The sequence below is a fragment of the Megasphaera sp. ASD88 genome (assembly GCF_002287425.1).
Taxonomy (GTDB): domain Bacteria; phylum Bacillota; class Negativicutes; order Veillonellales; family Megasphaeraceae; genus Megasphaera; species Megasphaera stantonii.
Genome location: NZ_NQXW01000075.1, coordinates 1 through 367 on the forward strand (window position 1 = coordinate 1; position 367 = coordinate 367).

The 367-nt window shown below is 46.6% G+C and carries 1 protein-coding gene; it reads left to right on the forward strand.

Annotation, left to right across the window (positions count from 1 at the left end; all coding sequences use genetic code 11):
* Positions 1 to 108: 108 nt before the first annotated feature.
* A partial coding sequence (locus tag CJ260_RS12585) for a helix-turn-helix domain-containing protein (protein WP_158221416.1) occupies positions 109 to 367 on the forward strand: 259 nt, incomplete at its 3' end.

A 367-nucleotide genomic window follows, 5' to 3' on the forward strand; every position in this document is an offset into this window, starting at 1 on the left:
GGTTAATTGTAAAATGAATTTGAACAGGTAATCAAAAAACAAAAATCCATAGTGAAGCTTCATGTTAAAATGGTTTTGCGAGAAATCATCAACAAAGGAGCAATCACTATGGATCACATCCATTCTAACACAATTGAGGACGTACGTACACCCGGCCGCCATCTTTCTTTGGAGGAACGTGGCATGATTCAGGCCCTGCATCGCCAGGGGCTTTCCCTTCGCAACATCGCTGCTGCAGTAGGATGTGCTCATACGACTGTTTTCTATGAACTTCGGCGTGGAACGCCGGATCGGAAAAGCAAGCACGGTCGTGCCCCTCAGTATATGGCAAAGCGCGGTCAGAAGGCTTATGCAGAGAATCGCAAGA